Origin of the sequence: Pseudoduganella sp. OTU4001, assembly GCF_038440195.1 — a bacterium.
Lineage (GTDB): Bacteria > Pseudomonadota > Gammaproteobacteria > Burkholderiales > Burkholderiaceae_D > Rugamonas.
This window is the reverse complement of the sequence record NZ_JASATG010000003.1, coordinates 99,942-119,692: the sequence shown is the minus strand read 5'-3', so window position 1 is coordinate 119,692 and position 19,751 is coordinate 99,942. Positions and strand designations below refer to the sequence as shown.

General features: G+C 65.7%; 14 protein-coding genes. 5 read left to right on the top strand and 9 right to left on the bottom strand.

Going from position 1 to position 19,751, the window contains the following annotated elements:
* A complete protein-coding gene (locus AAHE99_RS04080) occupies positions 1-483 on the bottom strand; it encodes a dihydrofolate reductase (protein ID WP_342114667.1) in 483 nt (160 codons plus the stop codon).
* 211 nt (positions 484-694) lie between these two features.
* Here AAHE99_RS04080 and carA point away from each other — a divergent pair, with 211 nt between their 5' ends.
* The 5 genes from carA to AAHE99_RS04055 all read left to right on the top strand — a co-directional run bounded on the left by carA (position 695) and on the right by AAHE99_RS04055 (position 8,930).
* Positions 695-1,852, top strand: a complete 1,158-nt coding sequence (gene carA, locus AAHE99_RS04075; RefSeq protein ID WP_342114665.1) for a glutamine-hydrolyzing carbamoyl-phosphate synthase small subunit — start codon at positions 695-697, stop codon at positions 1,850-1,852.
* On the top strand, positions 1,845-5,648 hold the full coding sequence (gene carB, locus AAHE99_RS04070) for a carbamoyl-phosphate synthase large subunit (protein ID WP_342114663.1): 3,804 nt from the start codon (positions 1,845-1,847) through the stop codon (positions 5,646-5,648). The genes carA and carB overlap by 8 nt, the downstream gene beginning before the upstream one ends.
* Positions 5,649-5,651: 3 nt before the next feature.
* Positions 5,652-7,391, top strand: coding sequence for a methyl-accepting chemotaxis protein (locus AAHE99_RS04065; RefSeq protein WP_342114661.1), 1,740 nt, complete (start codon positions 5,652-5,654; stop codon positions 7,389-7,391).
* Between the two features lie 12 nt (positions 7,392-7,403).
* Complete coding sequence (locus AAHE99_RS04060; RefSeq protein ID WP_342114659.1) at positions 7,404-8,573, top strand: M48 family metallopeptidase; 1,170 nt, start codon at positions 7,404-7,406, stop codon at positions 8,571-8,573.
* Positions 8,574-8,642: 69 nt separating this feature from the next.
* On the top strand, positions 8,643-8,930 hold the full coding sequence (locus AAHE99_RS04055) for a hypothetical protein (RefSeq protein ID WP_342114657.1): 288 nt from the start codon (positions 8,643-8,645) through the stop codon (positions 8,928-8,930).
* Here the strand turns inward: AAHE99_RS04055 and AAHE99_RS04050 are convergent.
* From AAHE99_RS04050 to AAHE99_RS04015, 8 genes are read right to left on the bottom strand one after another with little or no spacing between them, the layout of a single operon-like run.
* Positions 8,927-9,898, bottom strand: a complete 972-nt coding sequence (locus tag AAHE99_RS04050; protein ID WP_342114655.1) for a thymidylate synthase — start codon at positions 9,896-9,898, stop codon at positions 8,927-8,929. The two genes, AAHE99_RS04055 and AAHE99_RS04050, sit on opposite strands and share 4 nt — an antisense overlap.
* A gap of 12 nt (positions 9,899-9,910) precedes the next feature.
* Positions 9,911-11,431: a DEAD/DEAH box helicase gene (locus AAHE99_RS04045; RefSeq protein WP_342114653.1), complete on the bottom strand. Its 1,521-nt coding sequence runs from the start codon at positions 11,429-11,431 to the stop codon at positions 9,911-9,913.
* Positions 11,428-12,507: a threonine aldolase family protein gene (locus tag AAHE99_RS04040; RefSeq protein ID WP_342114651.1), complete on the bottom strand. Its 1,080-nt coding sequence runs from the start codon at positions 12,505-12,507 to the stop codon at positions 11,428-11,430. Before AAHE99_RS04040 ends, AAHE99_RS04045 begins: the two co-directional genes overlap by 4 nt.
* 7 nt (positions 12,508-12,514) lie before the next feature.
* Positions 12,515-14,332 (bottom strand): ABC transporter transmembrane domain-containing protein, encoded by a 1,818-nt coding sequence (locus tag AAHE99_RS04035; RefSeq protein WP_342114648.1) that lies wholly within the window; start codon positions 14,330-14,332, stop codon positions 12,515-12,517.
* 20 nt (positions 14,333-14,352) lie between these two features.
* Positions 14,353-15,417, bottom strand: a complete 1,065-nt coding sequence (locus AAHE99_RS04030) for a lipocalin-like domain-containing protein (protein WP_342114647.1) — start codon at positions 15,415-15,417, stop codon at positions 14,353-14,355.
* Complete coding sequence (locus AAHE99_RS04025; RefSeq protein WP_342114645.1) at positions 15,417-17,927, bottom strand: ABC transporter permease; 2,511 nt, start codon at positions 17,925-17,927, stop codon at positions 15,417-15,419. The genes AAHE99_RS04030 and AAHE99_RS04025 overlap by 1 nt, the downstream gene beginning before the upstream one ends.
* Positions 17,915-18,340: a DUF4124 domain-containing protein gene (locus tag AAHE99_RS04020; protein ID WP_342114643.1), complete on the bottom strand. Its 426-nt coding sequence runs from the start codon at positions 18,338-18,340 to the stop codon at positions 17,915-17,917. The genes AAHE99_RS04025 and AAHE99_RS04020 overlap by 13 nt, the downstream gene beginning before the upstream one ends.
* Positions 18,337-19,749, bottom strand: a complete 1,413-nt coding sequence (locus tag AAHE99_RS04015; protein WP_342115014.1) for an FAD-binding oxidoreductase — start codon at positions 19,747-19,749, stop codon at positions 18,337-18,339. Before AAHE99_RS04015 ends, AAHE99_RS04020 begins: the two co-directional genes overlap by 4 nt.
* Between the last annotated feature and the right edge of the window lie 2 nt (positions 19,750-19,751).

The window sequence follows — 19,751 nt, the reverse complement described above, 5'->3', positions numbered from 1 at the left end:
TTATTTCCTGGTAAAGCTGATAAAGGCATACGGCAGCCCGGCTGCCGAAACGTGTTCTTCGCGGTCCGCTGGCTTCCACTCGGCGTCGGACAGGGCCGGGAAGAAGGCATCGCATTCATAAGTGTGGCCAATGCGGGTAATTACAAGCTTGTCAACCAATGGTAAGGCTTGCTGGTAGACCTGGGCGCCGCCGATGACGAACGCTTCGTCCACACCGGCCACCAGCGCGCGCGCTTCCTCCAGCGAGCCGACGCGTTCCACGCCGGCGTGCTGCCATTCGGCGTTGCGGCTGATGACGATATTGCGGCGGTTCGGCAGCGGGCGTCCGATGGAATCGAAGGTCTTGCGGCCCATGATGATCGGGTGGCCTGAAGTGAGGCGCTTGAAGTGCGCCAGGTCCTCCGGCAGGTGCCAGGGCAGGGTGTTGTTGATGCCTATGCCATTGTTGGCGTCAGTGGCAACGATGATGGTCAAAATTGTCATGGCCGACATTATATATCGGAGCACTTTGCAGCCCAGTCATGTTGCGGAATTGCGGCACCGCAAGTTTTTTGCGCATTGATTGGGCCCTTGTGACCATTGGAGAGTTTTATGCGGGGGTCTGTGACGTATCTTGAATCCAGCGCGCTAGGAATTGCCGTCCGGCAATTCTATTTGAAGGTTTCATAACGATACGAAGTAGGAGACTCCCTCAATGAAACACCCACTCAAGCCTGCCTTGGGTCATTCCGGGCGCGCCTTCCTGGCATTGGCTGATGGCACCATCTTCAGCGGCATTGCGATTGGCGCCAGCGGCGCCACGGCCGGCGAAGTCGTGTTCAACACCGCCATGAGCGGCTATCAGGAGATCCTGAGCGACCCAAGCTACAGCCGCCAGATTGTCACGCTCACCTATCCGCATATCGGCAACACGGGCGTAAACCACCAGGACGACGAGGCGCCGCGCATCCATGCGGCGGGCCTGGTGGTGAAGGATTTGCCGCTGCTGGCGTCGAATTTCCGCAACGAGCTGGATTTGTCGACGTGGCTGGCGGAGCAGGACATTGTCGCCATCGCCGGCATCGACACGCGCAAGCTGACCCGCATCCTGCGCGAAGGCGGGGCCCAGTCGGGCGCCATCCTGGTGGGCGGCACGCCGGAAGAGGCGCTGCGCCTGGCGCGCGCCTTCCCGGGCCTGTCCGGCATGGACCTGGCGCAGACCGTCAGCACCGCCGAACCTTATGAGTGGATCGAAACCGAATGGATGCTGGGCCACGGCCATGGGCGCCAGTTGCAGCCGCGCTTCCATGTGGTGGCTTACGATTTTGGCGTCAAGGCCAACATCCTGCGCATGCTGGCGCAGCGCGGCTGCCGGGTGACCGTGCTGCCTGCGCAGGCTGGCGCCAGTGCGGCGCTGGCCCTCAAGCCGGATGGTATTTTCCTCTCGAACGGTCCTGGCGATCCGGAACCCTGCACCTACGCGATCGACGCGGCGCGCGAGCTGATCGAGCGCGGCATCCCGACCTTCGGCATCTGCCTCGGGCACCAGATCATGGCGCTCGCCTCCGGCGCGCGCACCGTCAAGATGAAATTCGGCCACCACGGCGCCAACCATCCGGTGCAGGACGTTACGAGCCGCCGCGTCATGATCACCTCGCAGAACCACGGCTTTGCGGTCGATGCCGAGTCCTTGCCCGGCAATTGCGAAGTCACCCATATCTCGCTGTTCGACGGCTCGCTGCAGGGATTCCGCCGCACCGACCGTCCGGCTTTCTGCTTCCAGGGCCACCCGGAAGCCTCGCCCGGCCCGCACGACCTGGCGCCGCTGTTCGACCAGTTTGTCGCGATGATGGAGGGTGCACGCCATGCCTAAGCGTAGTGATATCCAACGCATCCTGATCATCGGCGCCGGCCCGATCGTGATCGGCCAGGCCTGCGAATTCGACTACTCCGGCGCCCAGGCCTGCAAGGCGCTGCGCGAAGAGGGCTTCGAAGTGGTGCTGGTCAACAGCAACCCGGCCACCATCATGACCGACCCCGGCATGGCCGACGCCACCTACATCGAACCGATCACCTGGGAAACGGTGGCGCAGATCATCGAGAAGGAGCGCCCGCAGGCGGTATTGCCGACCATGGGCGGCCAGACTGCGCTGAATTGCGCCCTCGACCTGCACCGCCATGGCGTGCTGGACAAGTTCAATGTGGCGCTGATCGGCGCTACCCCCGAGGCCATTGACCGCGCCGAGGACCGTTCCAAGTTCAAGGCGGCCATGGAGCGCATCGGCCTGCAGTCCGCGCGCTCGGGCATCGCCCACACCATGGCGGAAGCCTGGCGCGCGCAGGAGAAGCTGGGTTTCCCGGTGGTGATCCGTCCTTCGTTCACCATGGGCGGCAGCGGCGGCGGCATCGCCCACAATGCCGACGAATTCAACGCCATCTGCCTGCGCGGCCTCGAGCTGTCGCCGACCTCGGAACTGCTGATCGAGGAATCGCTGCTCGGCTGGAAAGAGTACGAGATGGAGGTGGTGCGCGACCGCAAGGACAACTGCATCATCGTCTGCTCAATCGAAAACCTGGACCCGATGGGCGTGCATACCGGCGACTCGATCACCGTGGCGCCGGCCCAGACCCTGACCGACAAGGAATACCAGCTGATGCGCGACGCGGCGCTGGATGTGCTGCGCGAGATCGGCGTCGATACCGGCGGCTCGAACGTGCAGTTCGCCATCAACCCGCAGGACGGGCGCATGATCGTGATCGAGATGAATCCGCGCGTCTCGCGTTCGTCAGCCTTGGCATCCAAGGCGACCGGCTTCCCGATCGCACGCGTGGCGGCCAAGCTGGCGGTGGGCTTCACCCTCGACGAGCTGCAGAACGATATTACCGGCGGCGCCACGCCGGCCTCGTTCGAGCCTGCCCTCGACTATGTCGTGACCAAGATCCCGCGCTTCGCCTTCGAAAAATTCCCCGGGGCGAACGACCGCCTGACAACCCAGATGAAGTCCGTAGGCGAGGTGATGGCGATCGGCCGCACCTTCCAGGAATCGTTCCAGAAGGCCTTGCGCGGCCTGGACGTCGGCGTCGACGGACTCCAGCGCATCGCCACCGGCCGCGACGTGATCGAGCACGAGCTGCGCCAGCCGGGCCCGCAGCGCATCTGGTACGTCGGCGAGGCGTTTGCCCAGGGCATGTCGCTGGTGGAGGTGAACCGGTTGTCCCACATCGACCCCTGGTTCCTGGCGCAGATCCAGGACCTGGTGGAAGTTGAGGAATGGGTGGCCGCCCAGAAGCTGGACAGCATCGAACCTGAGGCGATGCATCGCCTGAAGCAGCAGGGCTTCAGCGACCGCCGCCTGGCAAGCCTGCTCGGCACCGAGGAAGCGGCCGTGCGCACACAGCGTCAGGCCCAAGGGGTGCGCCCAGTCTACAAACGGGTCGACACCTGCGCCGGCGAATTCGCCACCCGCACCGCCTATATGTATTCGACCTATGACGAAGAGTGCGAAGCCCAGCCCAGCCAGGCGCGCAAGATCATGGTGCTGGGCGGTGGCCCGAACCGCATCGGCCAGGGCATCGAATTTGACTACTGCTGCGTGCACGCGGCGCTGGCCATGCGCGAAGACGGCTACGAAACCATCATGGTCAACTGCAATCCCGAAACCGTCTCCACCGACTTCGATACCTCCGACCGCCTGTATTTCGAGCCGGTGACGCTGGAGGATGTGCTGGAGATCGTGGCGCTCGAAAAGCCGGAAGGCGTGATCGTGCAGTACGGCGGCCAGACCCCGCTCAAGCTGGCCCTGGCGCTGGAAGCGAACGGCGTGCCGATCATCGGCACCTCGCCCGACATGATCGACGCGGCGGAAGACCGCGAGCGCTTCCAGCAGCTGGTGCATGCGCTTGACGTGCGCCAGCCGGCCAACCGTACCGCCCGTACCGGACAGCAGGCTGTCGCCATGGCGGAGGAGATTGGCTATCCGCTGGTGGTGCGCCCATCCTATGTGCTGGGCGGCCGCGCCATGGAAATTGTGCATGAACGGGCCGACCTGGAGCGCTATGTGCGCGAGGCGGTCAAGGTTTCGCATGACTCGCCGGTGCTGCTGGACCGCTTCCTGAACGATGCGATCGAGGTCGATGTCGACTGTGTCAGCGATGGCGGCCAGGTGGTGATCGCAGGCGTGATGGAGCACGTCGAGCAGGCCGGCATCCATTCCGGCGACTCGGCCTGCAGCCTGCCGCCATACTCGCTGGCCGAGGCCACCGTGGCCGAAATAAAGCGCCAGACGGTGCGCCTGGCGCATGGCCTGGCCGTGGTCGGCCTGATGAACGTGCAGTTCGCGGTGCAGCGCCAGAAGGTCGACGGCCGCGTGCTGGACCGCATCTATGTGCTGGAAGTGAATCCGCGCGCATCGCGCACCGTACCGTTCGTGTCGAAGGCTACCGGCGTGCAGTGGGCCAAGGTTGCCGCGCGCTGCATGGCCGGCCAGCAGCTGGCGGAGCAGGGCGTCACGGGCGAAACTGTGCCGTCCTGGTACAGCGTCAAGGAATCGGTCCTGCCGTTTGCCAAATTCCCTGGGGTTGACACCATCCTCGGGCCGGAAATGAAATCCACCGGCGAGGTCATGGGCACCGGCAAAACCTTCGGCGAGGCGTTTTACAAGGCCGAACTGGGCGCCGGCGTGCGGCTGCCGCAGCGCGGCCATGTCTACCTGCGCGTGCGCAAGGCCGACCAGGCGCGTGCGGTGGCCCTGGCGCGTGAGCTGGCCGAAGCCGGCTACACCCTGTGCGCCAGCGAAGTCACGGCCGCCGTGCTGGAAGCGGGCGAAGTTCCGGTCAATACGATCGAGGATGAAACCCTGCTTGGCCTGCTGGCCCTGCGCGAAATCGCCATGGCGGTGGTCACCGTGGATGAAAAGCGCAGCGCCATCGCGGCCACGCACAGTCTGCGTAGCGCCGCGCTGACTTCCGGCACGGTGATGTTTACCACCATTGCGGCGGCGGAAGCGGCCATGGAAGCGCTCAAGCACATGGGCTCCACCAGCGTGCACTCGCTGCAGGAATTGCATGGGCTGGACGGTGGCCGCGTGGCGGCGCCGCGTCCGGTGCCTTCAGCGCGCGACCTGGCGGCGGCAGCGCTGCAGTTGCCGGAGCGCCGCTCCAGCTTGCGCCAGCGCAGCGTGGGCGTGGCCCCGCTCAAGGTCTTTATCCGCCAGCCTTTCACCGAGTCGGACGAGCGCGGACAGCGCATGGTGGCCGAGATCATGCAGATGATCGACAGCGCCAATGGCTTGCCGCATCCGTTCGACTACCTGACCGGCCTGGAGGCGGAAAGCGCCGATACCTTCCGCGCATCGTTCGAGCGCAAGCAAGGCATGCCGTTCACGCCGCAGAACTTCCGCCGCCACCGCCTGGCATTGCTGGACCAGGCCGATGTCATGGTGAATATCCGGGTCGGCATGAGCGAAAGCAGCGCTTTCGAATTGAGCTACCACATCTTCAAGGGCCGCCGTACGCCGCTGCTGTTCCTGGTGTGGCGCGGCGCGCCGATCAAGACCACCTTGCTGCGCGAGCTGGAAGACCTGGTCGACGTCACGTATATCGAGTTTGATGAAGTGCAGGAACTGCGGGGCAAATTGCATCAGTTTTTCAAAAATCTGGTAAAGGAGTAAGCGATGTTTAAGAACCTTAAAATCAAAACCCTGCTGGTCGGCGTGCTGGGTTTGCTGATCGGGATGCTGGCGGTCATTGGCGGCCTCGGTATCCTGAGCGCCGAGCGCTCGGTGGGGCTGGTGAAGGATGTCACCGTCGCCGACCAGAAGAACATCGCTGAACGCAATGCCATCCGTCTCGACATGGAGACGGGCCGCAGCCAGATCCTGCAGGCCTTGCAGCACAACCCGGACCTGTCCTGGAGCAAGCTGCACGACCATCCGCTGACCAACCACTTCAACATCGTGGACGAGGTCACGGCCCGTGTGAACAAGCGCTGGGAGGGCTACCTGGCGAGCATCAAGGTGCCGGAAGAGCGCAAGCTGGCCGAGGAATGGTTCGCCAAGAGCGACGGCCTGGGTGTGGAGCATATCCGCGCCGCCACCGCAGCCGTCAAGGAGAACCGCTGGGACGACGCTGAAACGGTGCTGATCAAGAGGATCAACCCGTCCTACCGCATCGGCGACGGCGCGCTGAAGGCGCTGGCGGAATACAGCGGCAAGCGCACCACGGAGAATGAGGAGGCCGTTGCCGCGAGCCTGAAGCGCTCCAGCACCACGGTCACCGTGGTCCTGCTGGGCGGCCTGGTGCTGGGCGTAGTGGCCGGCATGATGCTGATGAAGGCCATTTCCGAACCGCTGGCCGAGGCCATGGCGGTGGCGCACCGCGTGGCGGAGGGCGACCTGAAGGGCCAGTCCACGGTGCATGCGACCAATGAATTCGGCCAACTGCTGGACGCGCTGGACAAGATGCGCGACAACCTGGCGGGCATCGTTTCCGAAGTGCGCAGCGGCAGCGATACCATTTCCAGCGCTTCCGGCCAGATCGCGGCCGGCAATATGGACTTGTCCGACCGCACCGGCGAACAGGCTGCCTCGCTGGAGGAAACCGCATCGTCGATGGAGCAGCTGACCGGCACCGTACGCCAGAACGCCGACAATGCGCGCCAGGCCAACCAGCTGGCGGTTTCCGCCTCCGAAGTGGCGACGCGCGGCGGCGTGGTGGTGGAGCAAGTGGTCGATACCATGGGTTCGATCAACGATTCCTCGCACAAGATCAAGGACATCATCGCCGTGATCGACGGCATTGCGTTCCAGACCAATATCCTGGCGCTGAACGCTGCGGTTGAGGCGGCGCGCGCCGGTGAGCAAGGCCGCGGTTTCGCAGTGGTGGCGACCGAGGTGCGCAACCTGGCGCAGCGCTCGGCGGCGGCGGCCAAGGAGATTAAGGAATTGATCGACGATTCCGTCGGCAAGGTGGAAACAGGCGCCAAGCTGGTGGGCCAGGCCGGCACCACCATGAAGGAAATCGTCAGCAGCATCCAGCGCGTGACCGACATCATGGGCGAGATCACTTCGGCCACCCAGGAGCAGACGGCCGGCCTGGAGCAGATCCACCAGGCGATTTCGGAGATGGATACGATCACCCAGCAGAATGTGGCCCTGGTGGAGGAGGCTGCGTCAGCCTCCAGCGCACTGCAGGACCAGGCAGGCAGCCTGTCGCGTGTCGTAAGTGTTTTCCAGATTGACAATAGCCGACGCCATGAGCATCCTGCTGCCGTACAGGCGCGTGCCGTCATCCAGGCCGTGCGTACCAAACCGGTAGCAGTGCCCAAGCCTGCGCTGCGCGAACCTTCGGTGCCAGCCGCATCCGGCAAGCGCGCCGTTGCGAACAGCCAGACCGGCGATTGGGAAGAATTCTGATGGGGAGAACGCTTGGACCATAAGGCATTTGAACACCTGGTGCGCCGCCTGGAGCTGGATTCCCATGCCAGCCCGGCGGCTTTTCGCCGTAAAGTCTTCGCGATCAGTATTGCGGCCTATGTGGTGCTGTTTGGCGCGCTGGCCGCGCTGGTCGCCCTGTTCGTGGTGGCCACGCAGTGGGCGTTGGAATCCCACCGTACCTTTAGCACCATCAAACTGGGCCTGTTCGGGCTGTTCCTGCTGCCGCTGATCTTTGTGGTGCTGCGCGTGATGTTCATGCGGCTGGATGCTCCGACGGGCCGATCCCTCGAGCGCGCCGAAGCGCCCAAGCTGTTTGAGATACTCGATAAACTGCACGGCAAGCTGAACGGCCCGCCGATCCACCAGGTGCTGGTGACGGACGAGTACAACGCGGCGATTTGCCAGCATGCGCGTTTCGGCATTTTCGGCGGCAACCGCAATTACCTGATCGTCGGCCTGCCATACCTGCTGGGCGCGACGCCCAAGGAAATGCTGGCCACCCTGGCGCATGAGTACGGCCACCTGTGCGGCAACCACGGCAAGGCGTCGGCCTGGGTCTACCGGCAGCGCCGCCTGTTCGTCAGCCTGTACCAGCATGTGGAAGACAGTGCCGAAGACAATGTGGTGAGCGCGGCGATCGCCGGCGCGCTGTCACGCTTCTTCCCGTATTACAGCGCCTACACCTTCGTGCTGGCGCGCCAGGATGAATACGAAGCCGACCGCACCGCGACGGAAATGGCCGGCCGCACCGCCAATGCGCATGGCCTGGTACGCGGGCACTTGCTGGGCGCCTGGGTCGCGCGCTCGTTCTGGCCAAAGATGTACGAGAACGCGGACCGCTCCGAGGGTCCGCCCTTCATGCCGTTCGCCTCAATGCGTCTGGCGTTCAAGGCAAACTACGACGAGTGGGCCACCAGGGCGGCGCTGGATGCCGCCTGGGAGGAGCGCTCCGGCGTCGACGATACCCACCCCTGCCTGCGCGAGCGCCTCGATGCGATCGGCGCCGCGCCGGCCCTGCCGGAGCCGGTCGAGCTCAGCGCCGCCGATGTGATGCTGGCGGCGGGCCTGGGCAAGAAGCTCGAAGCGGAGCTGGACAAACAATGGTGGGATGCCAATGCGCGCGGCTGGGGCGAGCGCTATCGCCATGTGACGCACTCGTAGGCCCGTATCGGAGAGCTTTCCGGCCAGCCGCTATCCAAACTGACAGTGGTGGAGCTGCAGGAGCTGGCGTTGCTGAAGCTGGAATTCGACAGCGCCGATGCAGCCAAGCCGGTGTTGATGGAGCAGCTGAAACGCCCGGGAGGCCCGTATCCCAAAGCGACGCTGCTGTACGGCCGTGTGCTGCTGGCGGAGGGCAACCGTTCCGGCGTTGACCATCTTCGCCAGGCCGCACTGGACGACCCAAGCCTGCTCAATGAAGCCGCGCAGCGCGGCTACCATTACCTGCTGGAGAAGGAAGGGGAAGACTCCGCCAACCTGTGGTGGAGCAGCGTCGTCCCCGAGGAAGCGACGGCTTAAACGGCCATCGGCGCCGTCAGCGGCGCGTGGTGCTGGTAGCCTTCGAGCGTGAAGTCGGACGGCTCGATCTTCTCCAGCCATTCCGGTTCATACTTGCCGGTTTCCGCGAACGCAGGCACGCGGCTGTTGATATGCAGCTGCGGCAGCGGCAGCGGCTCGCGCTTCAGCTGTTCCTGCACCATATCCATGTGGTTCTCGTAGATGTGGGCGTCGCCGATGAAGTAGCTGAACCAGCGTGGCTTGTAGCCGGTCAGGCGCGCCACCAGGTGCAGCAGGGCGGCGCCTTCCGCGATATTGAATGGGGTACCGAGGCCGATATCGTTGCTGCGCACGTAGAGGCACAGCGAGATTTCGCGCGTGGTGGCGTTCGGGATGAACTGGTACAGCAGGTGGCAAGCCGGCAGTGCGACCTGGTCCAGCACCGCCGGGTTCCAGCCGTGGAACAGGATGCGGCGGCTGGACGGGTTGTTGACAATGGTGTCCAGGCATTCGCGCAGCTGGTCGATGGCCTTGTACATCAACACTTTCTGGACGCCGTCTTCCGCCAGCGGGGCGACCTGGCGGAAGCCATTGCGCTCGGCGTCGGTAATCTGTCCGGCCGCCGCAGCGTCCAGCAGCTTGTAGCCTGGCCACTGGCGCCATTGCACGCCGTAGACCGGGCCCAGGTCGTCGGTGCCGGTGCGGTAAGGGTTGGCCAGCCATTGCTGGTTTTCGTTGGCGTTCTGGTCCCACACCTTGCAGCCCAGCGCGCGGAAGTCGGCCGCGCTGCGCGAGGCGCGCAGGAAGGCGCACAGCTCGCCGACCACCGATTTGAAGGCCAGCTTCTTGGTGGTGACGGCAGGGAAGCCGTCGTTCATGTCGAAGCGCATCATGGCGCCGGGCACGCTCAGGGTGCGGATGCCGGTGCGGTTGTCCTGCCAGCTGCCTTGTTCCAGCACGGTGCTGATCAATTCCTTGTACTGCTTCATGCGTCTCTCCGATTATCGTTTGTTTCCACGGCCGCCGGTCTTGACGGCGGCGCGGCCTGCAGCATGTGCGGCCGACTTGGCGCCGCGCGTCGCGGTCACCACCACTTTGCCTCCGCCACCCGAGCGTCCACCAGCCGCGCTGGTCGGCCCGCCGCCGCGCTTGGTGCCGGTGCCGGCGCCCGGGCTGCCTGGCCGCGCGCCGTAGATCGGCCCGCGCGAGCGCTGTTTTTCCTTTGGCGGTAATTCTTCCTTCAAGCCGCCAAAACCGCCCGCCGGGCGCGGCGTGTTATCAACCGCGGCCGCCGCCGCACGTGGCGGTGCTGCTTTGGCCGGCTTGGCCGGCTTGGCCACCGGCCGCGCCGCAGCAGCAACCGGCGCACCGGTCGACGGCACGCGATGGTCTGCCTCAAACCCTTGCTCCTCCGCCCGCGGCAGCACATTGCCGATCAGCTTTTCGACCGCCCGCAGCAGCTCAACTTCATCCGCACAAACCAGCGAAATCGCCTCGCCCTCAGCCCCGGCGCGGCCGGTACGGCCAATCCGGTGCACATAATCCTCCGCCACCGTCGGCAGGTCGAAGTTGACCACTAGCGGCAAGGCTTCGATATCCAGCCCGCGCGCCGCAACGTCGGTCGCCACCAGCACCTGCACATCGTTCGCCTTGAAACGCTTCAAGGCCTTGATGCGCGCCGGCTGCGGCTTGTCGCCGTGAATGGAATCCGCGCTGACGCCTTCGCCCTGCAGCAGGCCAACCAGTTGCTCAACACCCTTGCGTGTCTTGACGAACACCAGCACCTGGCCCCAGCCCTCCTTGCGCAGCAGGTGCACGAACAGCTCCGGCTTATTGCGCTTGTCGGTGGTGAAGACCATCTGGCGCACGGTACGCGCGGTGGTATTGGGCGCGCTGGCCTGCACCGTCAGCGGGTTGCGCAGCAGCTGGGCAGCCATCTTGCGGATCGGTTCCGGCATGGTGGCTGAGAACAGCAAGGTCTGGCGTTCGGGTGGCAGCACCGCGAACAGCAAGTCCAGGTCCGCCGCAAAGCCCAGATCCAGCATCCGGTCCGCTTCATCCAGTACCAGCGCCTGCAGCTGGCCGAATTCCAGTGCGCCCTTGCGGTGCAGGTCCAGCAGGCGGCCAGGCGTCGCCACCAGCACGTCCAGTCCCTTGCGCAGTTTTGTCAGCTGCGGCTCCATCGGCACGCCGCCATAAGCCACCGCAGAACGCAGTGGCAGGTTGAAGCCGTAGGTATGGAAGCTTTGATAAACCTGTTCCGCCAGCTCGCGGGTCGGCACCAGGACCAGGCAGCGGATATGGTTGGGCGCAGCCTGGTCGCCCTCCATGGCCAGCCGCTGCAGCAGGGGCAGGGCGAAAGCAGCGGTCTTGCCGGTACCGGTCTGCGCCGCCGCCAGCAGGTCTCGCCCCGCCAGTACCGCCGGAATGGCTTGTTTTTGCACCGGGGTCGGGGTCTTGTAGCCGATCGACTCCAGGGTGCGCAGGAGACCGTCGATCAAGTCCAGCGAGGCGAAACTCATAATGCATCGCTCCAAAGTGTCAGCGCATGGCGGATCTGTTCGTCCGACAGCGTCATAAGGTTATCGCCCACATACCACTCGGTATAGCTGGTACCGGGCAATTGCGCGTGCGCCGCGCGGTTCAGCAGCCAGACGCCATGGCGGGCCGCGATCTCATTGCGGATTTCCAGCAAGCGGTCGCGTTCAGCGCCCACGTGGATATGCAGCATATTGGCCTGCGGCTGCGCAGGATTGGCGCGCAGGCGAGGGAATTCTTTCAGGGTCTCGTACAGCCATTGCGTGCGGCGGAAGTAGTCCGGCATCGCCGCCAGGCGGGAGTCGAATTGCATGGCCGCGGCAACCACGTAAGGCGTGCGGTGGATCACGTTGCCGCCCTGGCGGCGAAACCATTCCTGCGCCTGCGCGATGAAAGCGCGGCTGCCCAGCAGCATGGCGCCACCCAGGCCGCCGATGCCTTTGTACAGAGACACATACACACTGTCGAAGCCAGCTGCCACTTCGGCCGGGGTGCGGCCATAGCCGGCTGCCGCTTCCCACAGGCGCGCGCCGTCCATATGCAAGTGGATGCCCTGTGCGCGGCAGTGCGCCTTGATGCCGGCCAGCTCGTCCCAGGCAGGCGACTGGCCGCCCAGCTCGCGCGCCGGCAGTTCGAGCGCGACGGCGCCCAGGCGGTCCGGCACCGCTTGCAGTTCGCCCAGCGTAAATGGCCGGTGCAGGTCGCCCAGTTGCAGCGCCTGGAAATGGTCCAGCAACTGATGGTTGCTGCGTTCGTGCTTGAAGATATGCGCGGTCGGATGCAGCCCCACCAGGCGGCTGCCGCGCTCCAGGCAGGCCAGGCGCAGTGCCGTGACCTGGGTCATGGTGCCGGTGATGACAAAGGTGGCGGCTTCAAAACCCAGCAAACCGGCGACCTTGCGCTCGAAGGACTGGATCAGTTCCCCTTCGCCATACACGTCGTGCGCGACGCCATTGGCTTCGCACCACGCGGACATGGCGGCGAAAGTCTCCGCCGGCGAAGGCTGGCGGTGTCCCGGCAGGACAATTTGGCAGTTCTGGCGCAGTTCAACGTCGGTCACGGCAGCCTCAGTGGGTCACGTGCACATTGTGGAACTGCAGCGCAGCCAGGTTGGCATAGATGCCGCCCAACGCCACCAGCGACTGGTGGGTGCCGGTTTCGACGACCTTGCCGTCTTCCATCACGATGATGCGGTCGGCGCGCTGCACGGTGGCCAGGCGGTGCGCGATGATGACGGTGGTGCGGCCAACCATGGCCGCTTCCAGGGCGCCCTGGACCAGGCGCTCGGATTCAGCATCCAGTGCGCTGGTGGCTTCGTCCAGCAGCAGCAGCGGTGGATTCTTGAGCAGCGCGCGCGCGATGGCGATGCGCTGGCGTTGGCCGCCCGACAGGCGCACGCCGCGCTCGCCGAGGAAGGACTTGTAGCCGTTCGGCAGGCGCTCGATGAATTCGTGGGCGGCGGCCAGGCGTGCGGCCTGGATCACTTCCTGGTCGGTCGCATCGGCGCGGCCGTAGCGGATGTTTTCCATCGCATCGGCCGAGAAGATCACCGTATCCTGCGGCACGATGCCGATGGCGCCGCGCAGGGTATGCAGGTCCAGCAGGCGGATATCGGTGCCGTCCAGGCGGATCGCGCCCGATTGCGGGTCGTAAAAGCGCAGCAGCATCTGGAACAGGGTGGTCTTGCCGGCGCCGGAAGGGCCGACCACGGCGATGGTCTCGCCCGGCTTGATATCCAGTGTTACATGGTCCAGCGCCATGGTGTCCGGGCGCGAAGGATAGCTGAAGGACACGTCGGCCAGGCTCAGTGCCGCGCCATTGGCGGCGCGCGGTGGCAGGGCTTGCGGCTGCGCCGGGTTCTGGATGTCGGAACGCACCGACAGCAATTCCAGCAGGCGTTCGGCGGCGCCGGCAGCGCGCTGCGCTTCACCCATCACTTCGGACAGGGCGCCAATCGAGCCGGCGACGATGGATGCGTACAGGATGAACTGGCCCAGGTCGCCGCCGGTCATCGAGCCTTCCAGCACGGCGTGGGCGCCGAGCCACAGCACGAACACGATGGTGCCGAACACCAGCACAATAGCCAGCATGGTCAGGAAGGCGCGCGCCTGGATACGGCGCATGGCGGTGGCAAAAGCGCCTTCAACGGAAGTGCCAAAGCGGGAAGCTTCCAGCTTTTCATGGGTGAAGGCCTGCACAGTCGGCATCGCGTTCAGGATTTCACCGGCCATGGCGGAGGCGTCGGCCACGCGGTCCTGCGAATCGCGCGACAGCTTGCGCACGCGGCGGCCGAACACCACGATCGGCAGCACGGTCAGCACCAGCAGGCCGAGGATGATGGAGGTCAGCTTCGGGCTGGTGACGAACAGCATGACCAGGCCGCCCAGGAACAGCAGCGTATTGCGCAGCGCCATGGAGATGCTGGTGCCGACCACGCTCTGGATCAGGGTGGTGTCGGTGGTCAGGCGCGACAGCACCTCGCCGGTCTTGGTGGTTTCAAAGAATTCGGGGCTCTGCTGCACCACATGGCTGTAGACCGCGTTGCGGATATCGGCCGTGACGCGCTCGCCCAGCCAGGACACGCTGTAGAAACGCGCCGCCGTCGCCAGCGCCAGCACCGAGGCCACCGCGAACAGCACCAGGAATACTTGATTGACATGGTCCGCGCTGTGCACGCCGGCGCTGGCGCCGAAGCCCAGGTCGATCATCTGCTTGAATGCATACGGAATGGCCAGCGTGGAGCCGGCCGCCACCAGCAGGGCGATGCCGGCCACGATGAAACGGTTACGGTATGGCTTGAGGAAGGGCATCAGGCCCTTGAAGGCGGCCAGGCTGCCTTTCTTCAGTTCTCGGGCTTCTGGCTGGCCGGTGGTGGTGGTGCTCATTGCGTGTTTTACGTTCTTGTTCAAAGTTTTATCGGACGGACATAGCCCGTCATTTCCAGGTAGCCGCGTCCTGCGGGCTTGCCGCCGCGGCTTACCGTCACCGCGCCTTCCCAATACACCGCGCCGGTCGAACGGCGCGAATCCAGCTCCTGGTCCTGCTGCAAAGGGCTGGCCAGCCACTGTTCGGGGCCGGTGGTGATCAAGGTGGTGACGGGATACTCGGCATGCGTGCGCGGCGACCGCCAGCGCACTTGCGGGGCAAAGCTAACCTGGTCCTGCGAATAGTGCGTGATCTTACCGGATGCGTCGCGCCATGTCGCGTGGGCCCATAGTTTACCACCTTGGCGGTCCCTTATCTGGAATGCCATCAGTGCGCCGCCGTCGGCGAGGTTGATGCCGACCCAGTCCCAGCCCGCGGCGGCCGGATCCAGCACCTCGCTGGACCATTCGTGGTCGAGCCATGTGCTGCCCTGGACGGCTTGCGGGGCGCCGCCGCGCCGGGCCAGGGTGCCGCTGGTGCGTAGCTGCGGCTTGCTATAGTAATAACTTGCCTGGGCCGGGCGCGGGCCCTTGCGCGAGTAGCCGGCGTCGCCTTGCAACAGGATGGGCTGGGTGGGCGCCAGCTGCAGCGCCAGCGTGAATTCGGCGGCATCGATGTCGATATGATAAGTGCCGTCGGCGGCGCGGCGCATGCGCCAGCTATCCAGCCGGACGTCGGTGTCTTCGGTCGCGGCGCCGGCCAGGCCGAAGCCGGCGCGCACGGTGCGCTGGTCGTGCAGCAGTTTGCCGAGGGCGGGGTCGGACAGGGCGACGTGGGCCACGATCACGTCTTTCGGTGCGAATTTGCTTGGGTTGCCTTGTCCCTGGCCGGTGCCGCTGCGGAAGAGGGTGACCTGGTAGCCCAGCTGGCGGCCGTCCGGCGTTGCCAGCCAGCCGGTGGCGTACCACCACTCGGTCTTGAAGTCCGGGTGGGCGCCAAAGTCGCGCGGGAATTGCAGCGGCTTGCCCGGCGTGACCGGTGTGAATTCGGCCGCGCGCAGCGGTAGCGCAAGCAGCAGGAACAGCCAGAGCAGGGCGCGACGCATTACCAGTCCTCCCTTACGGCGCGGATCGGACCTGCGGACAGGGCCTGGCGGCCAGCCAGCAGCGCGGTGACGGTTGCCGACAGCAGCAGGGCGGCGGCCACGGTGGCCAGCAGGGGCCACGGATAGTGCATTTGCATGGTCCAGTGGAAGGATTGCGGGTTGATGACGTGGACCAGCACCAGGCTGATCACCCATCCGAGCGCAAAACCGGCCAGTATGCCAAGCGCCGTCAGTGCGCTGCCTTCCAGCGCCAGGATGCCCAGGATCTGGCCGCGTGTGACGCCGACGTGGCGCAGCATGCCGAACTCGCGGCTGCGCGCCAGCGTCTGGGCCGAAAAGGTGGCTGCCACGCCGAACAGGCCGATGACGATGGCGATACCTTCCAGCAGGTAGGTAACGGCGAAGCTGCGGTCGAAGATTTTCAATGTCAGGTTGCGGATCTCCGATGGCACGCTGGTTTCCAGCGCCGCGCCGAATGGCAGGCGGCGCAGGCCTTGCTGTACCTGGGCTGCCGTGGCGTCCTTGGCCAGCCAGATTGCCGCGTTGCCGACTTCGTGGTCGCCGGTCAGTGCGATGTAGTCGGGGCGCCGGATGATGACCGTTCCCGCCGGCCGCGCATAGTCGCGCCAGATGCCGGCCACGCGGAATTCGCGCAGTTCGCCCTGCAAGGGCAGGCGCAGCGTGGACCCTGGCTGCAGCCCGTACAGGTCCGCCATCGCCTCCGACACCCAGGCTGGCAGCCCGGCGTCCACACCCGCAGTTTCGCCAACCAGGACGATGGCGCTGCCCGCCGCCGTCGGGTCCTGGTCGCGCGCCAGCACCATGACGTTCGGCCGGTCCGCTGCCAGCGACACGGCGCGCATGCGCATGAATTCGACCCGCGCCACGCCGGGAACGTTCCGGATTGCCTCCTGCTCGGCGGGCGAAAGACCGCCGGCCTCGCTGCTCGCATAGACATCGGCCGGAAGGATGCGCAATACCCACTGGTCGACCGAGGTACGGAAACTGGCCACCATAATCGCCATCGCCACCATCAGGCTGAAACTGGCCAGGACGCCGCCCAGCGCAATGCCAGCCTGGCCGGAAGCATTGGCCAGCCGGTTCGATGCGAGCGAGGCGACCGCGCCACCCGGACGGCGGGCCAGGGGATGGAACACCATGCTGGTCAAGCGCGGCATCAGTGCAATCGCCCCCACCAGCAGCAAGGCAATGGAAAAATACCCGAACAGCGGCAGCTCGTACACCGGTGGCGCGAAAGCCATGGCGCCCGCCGCAGCGAGGCAGGCGATGCCAGGCCATGGCCGCGCCAGTGGCCGTAGCGCCGTTTCGTCGGTGCCGGCCTTCAGCGCGACGGCGGGACGGGCGCGTGCGGCGTCGAATGCCGGCGCCAGGCCACCCAGCAGCGCCACCCCAAGGCCAAGGCCGAAATACGCCAGCGCTGCAAGCGGTTCCCATTGCACCGTTGGCTGCACGCCGGAGAAGAATCCCGCACCCAGGTCGCCGCCGAACAGGCGCAGCACCGCAGCGCCCAGTGCGTAGCCGCCCGCAATCCCGAGCGCCGAGCCGATGCTGCCCAGCAGCGCACCTTCCAGCAGTACTTGCCGCAGCAGCTGCCCGCGCTCCAGTCCCAGCACGCGCAGCAAGGCGAATTCACCGCGCCGCCGCAGTACCGACAGTGCCTGGGAGGAAAAGACCAGGAAAGCGCCGGTGAACAGCGCCACCAGCGCCAGCACGCTCAGGTTGACGCGGTAGGCGCGGCTCAGGTTCGCGTGGCGTTCGTCCTGGTCGGCATTATTCGGCTGCATGACCCGGAAACGGCCCGGAAAATCGCGCTCCAGGCGCGCCGCAAGGCTGCGTTCAAAGGCGCCGCGATCGACGCCATCGCGCAGCTTCAGGTCCACGCGCGACAAGCGGCCCAGGCGCTGGAAACGCCACTGCGCCGCAGCGATGTCCATCACGGCGAAACGCTGCCCCACGCGCGCCCGCTGCAACGAGCCTGCCACGCGCAGGCCAATGGTCGTGGTGCCGCTCCGCAAGCGGAGCTCCGCGCCGGGCTGCACCGACAGCCAGTGCATGGCGGCCGGCGACAGGAAAATCGCATCATCCGCCAGCGTGTCGTAGGGCCGTTCCGCGTCCGGAACGCCAACCAGGTCAGGCGTGATGAAGCCGGCCCTGAAAATATCGAGCCCGATCATCCGGATCGGTTTCTGCTGTCCCGGCAAGCCTGCCTGGAATTCCAGCAGCGGCGAGGCGACGGCCACTTCGGCCATGCGCGCCAGTTCCGGATAGATCGCTTCGTCAAAAGTGGTCTCGGTGCCGGTGACCTGGATATCGGCCTGGCCCGCCAGGCTGCGGATCGCCGTGGAGAACTCGTTCAACGCCGCGGCGTTGACCAGATGGATGGCAAAGCCCAGCGCCACCCCGATCGCAATTGCTGCAATGGCGGTCAGCGCCCGCACCGGGTGCGCGCGCCACTCGCCCAGCGCCAGCCAGCCGGTCAGCCGCCGCATTCCAGCTGGACCATCTCGGCAGCGCGTTTCGCCTTTTGCCGCGAGCGTTCCAGGTTCTGCAGCGTCGCGCCGCGCGCGTCCTCCTCAGCCCATTTCTGCTGCATCTGGAGCTTCTTGCATTTCTTATTGTGGCTGGCCACAGCCCGCGCTTCGGCCAGCGATTCGCGTTCCTCGCGCGCTTCGCGCTTGCGGCGTTCGCTGGCCAGCTTGTTCGCCTCACGGGCCTGGCGTTTCAGGTCGGCCGCCGCGGCGGGATCGGGCGACGGCGCAGGCGGCACCGCAATGGTGGCGGCCACGCCTTTCTCGCACGGCTGCTGCGAGTAGCTGACTTTTCCGTCGATGGTGCACTTGTGCAGGGCTTGCGCCCCGGCAGGAAGCGCCATCGCCAACAGCAGCAAGGGCAGGAGTTTCATAGGACTTTTCCTGGATTCATCAGGCCCAGCGGATCAAGTGCGGCTTTAATCGCCCGCATCATATTCAGTTCAACCGGCGACTTGTACCGCGCCAGTTCGCCGCGCTTTAAAGCGCCGATGCCATGTTCGGCCGAAATCGAGCCGCCGAATGCAGCGACCGCATCGTGCACCACACGGTTGACTGCCTCCTGGCTATGCAGGAAGTCTTCGTGCGCCACGCCGGGTGGCGGCGCGACATTGAAATGCAGGTTGCCGTCACCCAGGTGGCCGAAGCACACCAGCTGGCAGCCGGGAAAAGCCTGCTGCAGTTTCGGCTCGGTTGCGGCGATGAAATCGGCGATCGAGGAAACCGGCAGCGAAATATCGTGCTTGATGTTCTTGCCATCCGCCGCCTGCGCCAGCGGGATATGTTCGCGCAGGTCCCACAGGCCGCGCGATTGCGTTGCCGAGCTGGCGACCACCGCGTCCTGCACCACGCCGTCACCCAGCGCCACACCCAGCGCGCGCTCCAGCAGGGCGGCCGCATGCGCTTCCGATTCGCTGCTGGAAAGTTCCAGCAGGGCATATTGCCGGTGGCCGTCCGCCAAAGGCTGCGGCAGCGTCGGGAAGTGTTTGCGTACCAGCTGCAGGCAGTACGCCGACATCAGCTCGAAGCCGGTCAGGCTGGCCGCGCAGTAGTCCTGCATGATGGACAGCAGGCGCAGGGCTTGCGCCGGCGACTCCATCGCCGCCAGTGCCGTTACGGACGCTTTCGGCTGCGGGTAGAGTTTGAGTACCGCGCCGGTAATGATGCCGAGCGTGCCCTCGGCCCCGATGAACAGGTCGCGCAGGTCATAGCCGGTATTGTCCTTGCGCAGTCCGCGCAGGCCGGACCAGATTTCGCCGTGCGGCGTCACGACTTCCAGCCCAAGGCAAAGCTCGCGCGTGTTGCCATAGCGCAGAACGCCGGTGCCGCCGGCATTGGTCGACAGGTTGCCGCCGATGGTGCAGCTGCCTTCCGCCGCCAGCGACAGCGGGAACAGGCAGCCTTCCGCTGCCGCTGCTTCCTGCGCCCGCTTCAGGATCACGCCGGCATCGACCGTCATGGTGCGGTTGACCGCATCGACCTGGCGGATGTTCTGCATGCGCGCCAGCGACAGCACCACCGCGCTGCCGGTGGCATCTGGCACGCTGCCCAGTACCAGGCCGGTGTTGCCGCCCTGCGGCACGATGGGGGTGCGGGCCTCCGCGCACAGGCGCACGGTGGCGGCGACCTGGCTGGTATCGGCCGGCCGCAGCACGGCCAGGGCGCGTCCGGTAAAACGGCCGCGCCAGTCGCGCAGGTAGGGCGCCATGCCTGCTTCGTCGGCGATGACGTGCGCCTCGCCCAGCAGGGCGCGGCAGGCATCCAGGAAGGCCGTCGAGTCCATGG